Annotated in this window: 3 protein-coding genes; 1 reads left to right on the plus strand and 2 read right to left on the minus strand. The window is 60.9% G+C overall.

The window, feature by feature from the left end:
- Positions 1–505: 505 nt before the first annotated feature.
- Complete coding sequence (locus ACFE99_RS22730; protein ID WP_375488797.1) at positions 506–2014, minus strand: MFS transporter; 1509 nt, start codon at positions 2012–2014, stop codon at positions 506–508.
- A 257-nt stretch (positions 2015–2271) separates the two neighbouring features.
- Between ACFE99_RS22730 and ACFE99_RS22735 the strand changes: the two genes are divergently transcribed.
- Positions 2272–3405: an acyltransferase family protein gene (locus ACFE99_RS22735; RefSeq protein WP_375488800.1), complete on the plus strand. Its 1134-nt coding sequence runs from the start codon at positions 2272–2274 to the stop codon at positions 3403–3405.
- A gap of 666 nt (positions 3406–4071) precedes the next feature.
- Here ACFE99_RS22735 and ACFE99_RS22740 read toward each other — a convergent pair.
- A partial coding sequence (locus tag ACFE99_RS22740) for a thioesterase domain-containing protein (RefSeq protein ID WP_375488802.1) occupies positions 4072–4988 on the minus strand: 917 nt, incomplete at its 5' end.

Here is a 4988-nt window from a genome sequence, read left to right on the forward strand (position 1 = left end):
GGGTGAGGTCGATGATCAAGGTGACGAACCCGTCCGGGCCGATGCGTCGGGGCGCGGCTATTCCACGTCGGCGGGTATCCGGGGACGTAGCCCGCAGGCCGCGCGGCAAATGGATGCCTTCTTGGCGTCCCTACCCGAGCGGGCCGGGAGAAGATCCGGCCGAACCTTGCAGCGGTGACGGGCTGGAGTGCTGTCGATCAACGCTTCGCGTGAATTCTGTAGTAGGAGCGGCAGATTGAGGCGATCCGTCGCCGCCTGACAAAGAGATTCTCACACACCGGCCGGTGCGTGCCGCTCGTCATGCACCTCCAACACGCCCAAAGAACCGTATGCCGATCTCTCGCTGGCCAAAAGATCGCCGAATTGCTTTACAGAACAGCACGTTTGACAGGAGGCGACGTACCTGCGCTGCAGCCTAAATCACGCCTTCTGCTCCTCGGCGGATGCTGAAGTGTCGAAAGCGTCGTCGCTGAGCGCGATCTCGTGCCGGGACTCTAGCGAAGAACTACGGTTCTCCGATGTCGAAGGCGTTCTTTATTTCCTGCGCCTGCGCCACCTGCCGCGCGCTGTAGCCAATGAGAAGCGCCGTCCCACCAACCAGGATGACGACGGCTGCCAGCCATAGCAAGCCGTAGGTGAAACCGTGGTCCAGCGCATCCAACTGGGCGGCATTCATAAACTTTATCGGCCCTGTGGTGCCACCAAGATGAAGCGTGCGCAACGTGATGACGACCTGAATGGCAACCAACACCACCGGCCCGCCGAGACTCTGAAGCATCACTGCTATTGCGGATGTAGGCCCGATCCGGTCGGGGCCGACGCTGGCGATGACCGCTAGACCGAGCGGGACGTTGATCAGGCCGAGACCGATACCGCCGACGACGATCGGAACCACCAGGTTCGGGAAGTAAGGGATGCCGCGGTTGAGCGTGGAGCCATACAGCATCGCGCCCAGGACCAGGATTGCGCCGATGATCACCACTGGCCGCGGCGGGAACCACGACACCAGCCGCGAAGACGCGCCGAGCCCAATGGCCGTCGCGATGGCGAACGGGATGAAGGCGACGCCCGCGCGCAGAGGGCTGTAGCCCATGATGTTCTGCACGTACAGGGCGACCAGCACAATCAGGGTGAACATCACCCCACCCGACAAGAACATGGCCGCGAGCGTGGCCAGCCGGTTGCGGTCGAAGAACAGATTGAACGGCACGATGGGGTTCTCGGCGGTGCGCTCCACCACGGCGAACGCCAGGAAAGCGGTCAGTGCCACCAGACCTGAACCGATCGTGGTGGCCGACTGCCAGCCTTTCTCCGGCCCCATCGACATGCCGAAAACCGCGGCGGTACAACCCAGGGTTGCCAGCACGGCGCCTGCGGCATCGAGCTTCATCCCTTCCTTCTCGGTTTCCTGCAGCGTGGTACGGGCCAGGTAGAGCACCAGTAGCCCGATCGGCACGTTCACCAAAAACGCCAGCCGCCACGACACATCGGTCAGCGCCCCGCCCACGACCAGACCCATCACCAACCCGACACTGGACGTCGCCCCGAACACCGCCATCGCACCGTTTCGCGTAGGCCCCTTCGGGAACGTGGTCGCCACCAGCGCCAAACAGGTAGGTGCGATGATCGCGGCGGCCATGCCGTGCAGCAGCCGGGCCAATACGAGAGTGACCCCGTTCCAGGCGATCCCGCAGATGATGGAGGCGATGGTGAACAGGGCGACCCCGATGATGAAGGTGCGCTTACGGCCGACGGTGTCACCGATGCGGCCGCCCAGCAGTATGAGGCCACCAAAGGTCAGCAGGTAGGCGGTGATCACCCAGCTGCGCCCGGCATCCGACAGGCCCAGCTGGTTCTGGATCTTAGGAAGCGCGAAGATCGCGACGGGTCCGTCCATCGACGCCATCAGCTGCATGCCGCCGATCGCGATAATCACGGCGACGAACCCGCGAGACGACAGCGAAGTCGGGACGTATTTTCTCGTACGGTGCACCGTCGTCCGTTCGACGGGCATCGCGGTCACTCGTTCGACGGGCATCGAGGTCGCTGGTTCCGCGCGCTCCGTCGTGCAGTTAGGAAGTGCCCGGTCTCCATCGCTAGCTGCCATTAGCCGGCTAGCCTATAGGAAACGGGCGCTGCGCGGCATTGTTCGGTGAATCGTTCGAATCTGCGGCTGCCGATCGTTGGCGGTAAAGCGAATCCGCTCTTTTTGGCGTTCCGTGACGATACGATCGCGCCCACAGCGGGAGGTGCGGACGACGGGCGGGGCGGATGAAACTCGGGGAGGTCTTTGATCCGCGGAATAATGCACTGAACGCGTTTCGGCTCGCTTTGGCAGCCGAGGTAATCCTGTGGCACTCGTTCTACCTCACCGGCCACATGCCGCCCGTGGCGGTTCGTCAGCTACTTTTCTCTATAGGGGTTGACGGGTTCTTTGCGATCTCAGGGTTCCTCATTGCCGCGAGTTGGCTCAGCCACCCGCGAGTTCGTGACTATCTGCTTGCTCGAGCCCTTCGCATCCTCCCTGGGCTCTATGTCTGCCTGGTGGTGACCGCGTTTGTCATCGCGCCAATCGGAGTGGTGATTCAGGGTGGCTCGGCCGCAAAGCTGCTGCAGTCCACCGGGCCGATCCAGTACGTCTTGGAAAACAGCGCAGTGGCCTATGTTCGTCCCGATATCGGCGGAACACCACGCGGAATCCCTGTGCCGGGCTTCTGGGACGATTCTTTGTGGTCGCTCATCTATGAGGTGATGTGCTACCTCGCTGTTGCTGGCCTTGGCGTAGTGGGACTTGCCCGTCGGCGGTGGCTTCCTGCACTGGCGTTGCTGCTGGCCATGTTTGGGGCGATGGCTTTGCCGCCTCGCGTAATCCCCGGCCCAGCGACTATCCCGCAGCTTGCGGTGCGCTGCGCCATCATGTTCGCCGCTGGAGCGCTCCTGTATCACTTGCGAGACGTGATTCCGGCTCGGTGGTCGCTGGTGGCGGTGAGCGTGGTCATCGTTTTAGCGGCCGGCTTGCTGCCTGATTACCGGGTGGTCGCCGCCGTTCCGCTGGCGTATGCCGTCATCGTTTCGGGCGCCCTGATCCACAACAGGCGCTTGAGATTACGGACGGATCTGTCATACGGCGTCTACATCTACGGATTTCCGGTTCAGCAGTTGCTGATCATCTGTGGCCTAATCAAGCTGAATCCGTTGGTGTTCTTTGTCCCTTCGACAATCGCCACGCTGCCGCTGGCCGCGCTGAGCTGGTTCATGGTGGAAAAGCGCGCGATGTCTCTGAAAGCTCGTCTCAAGCGCAGGTGGGCTGCCGCCGCACTGCCCGAAACCGTCGGCGACCGTGATGCCACCGCAGCAGAACTTGTCGCTGATCAACCGACACCGGGGGTCCCGGATACCGCCTAACCTAGTCGGCGTCGCTGCCGCTCGAGCGGATCAGCACTTCTGACCCCAGCGCACCGACAAAGCGATCTCGCAGACACCACCTGACCAATAACCTTCCACAGCAGCAGAATTCAGCACTTTAGTACTAGTATCGTCAATCCCTCGACGCAGTCGCACAACAGATCCAGCTTAATCTCTTTATTGTGCTGTGTAATTTGCGGCGTCCAGTTACCGCGTGGCCATGCGGAGCACTGAAAGTACTGCGCCGCAAGAGAATCCGCGCGTAGGGCCGATACCGCAGCCGCAGATGCAGATCAGGAGCTAGCCGATTACGTGCCTAACGTTATCGACGTCGACGGTGGGGTGGCGTGCGGCAAGCACCAAGACCACTCCTGCATGGCGTGATGCTGCCACCAGATCGCTTATTGTACAAGGACATTTACGGTCGCTACGCCGCGCGGCGGTCAGGCTGGCCGAGCGGGGTGAGAACTGAAAGCTGGAGCCAAGGGGCCTCAAGCGTGAGATCGCCGCCCATTTCGGATGCCGCCTAGCGGCAGTTCGAACGTGCCGTCGACCGAACCACACATCGTCCCGCATACGATCCGGGGCAGGTTGGCGAAGACCGGGCAGGCTAATGATCGTTTCCCAGGCGGCCTGCTACCGGAAATGCTTCACTGCAACGGCATCTTAATCTTCTAATGAAAGTTTGAGTTGCTCAGCATACATACTGAGGGACTCGGCGGTCATCATCTCATGATGTGCGCAGTCGACCGGATACACGGTAATGTCGCCAGCCACGTAAGGTCGCCAATATTGTCGCTGGGACGAATCGTTTCCATCTTCACTTTGCGCGGCGAATATCACCACATCGCCGTCAAACACCTCAGGAACGTGATCTTGCCGATAGAACTGGTTAGCATGCCCACACTTAACCATGAACTCAAAGAGCTTCCTCGGTGGAAGAACGACTTCTGGGTGGTGCTGAATTATCTCCTGTGCCTGCCCGTAGGTAAGAGGTGTCGACTGTTCGGGAAAATCTATGCCATGAGATCGCAAGAACTGGTCCAAGATGTAGGTCTCGACTTGTCGTTCATCTAAAGCTTCGTTTCCTACGGTGCTGGTGCCGCTGTGCCCAGGGTCTAAGAGGACGAGTCGTTGGACCACACATCCGCGGCGGCGAAGCTCGACGGCCAGTTCGTGGGCGACGATGCCGCCGAAAGACCAGCCGAGAAGCTGGTAGGGCCCGACCGGGTAGTGGGCTTGGAGCCGGTCGGCATAGTTTTTCGCCATGCTCTGAATCGAGTCGGGTTCAGCTTCGCCGAATTGGGGGATTTCGTTGATTCCGATAATCGGGCCATCCACATATTCGCTCAATGGCCGATAGTAGAAGCTCAGCCCAGACCCTTCGTGGATGCAGCACAGCGGAATACCGGTCCCTTGCTTGAGGACCTCCACCGGGGGTACTTCCACCGCGCTGTCGTGTTTGCCCAACTGCTGACTGAGGCTTCGCACCGACGGTGCTTGTAACACGGTGCGCACCGCCAGCTGGGCATCCAACGTCTTGTTGACCGCGGCGATCAGGCGCATGGCCGACAGTGAATCGC

The organism is uncultured Mycobacterium sp. (genome assembly GCF_964249325.1).
Lineage (GTDB): Bacteria > Actinomycetota > Actinomycetes > Mycobacteriales > Mycobacteriaceae > Mycobacterium.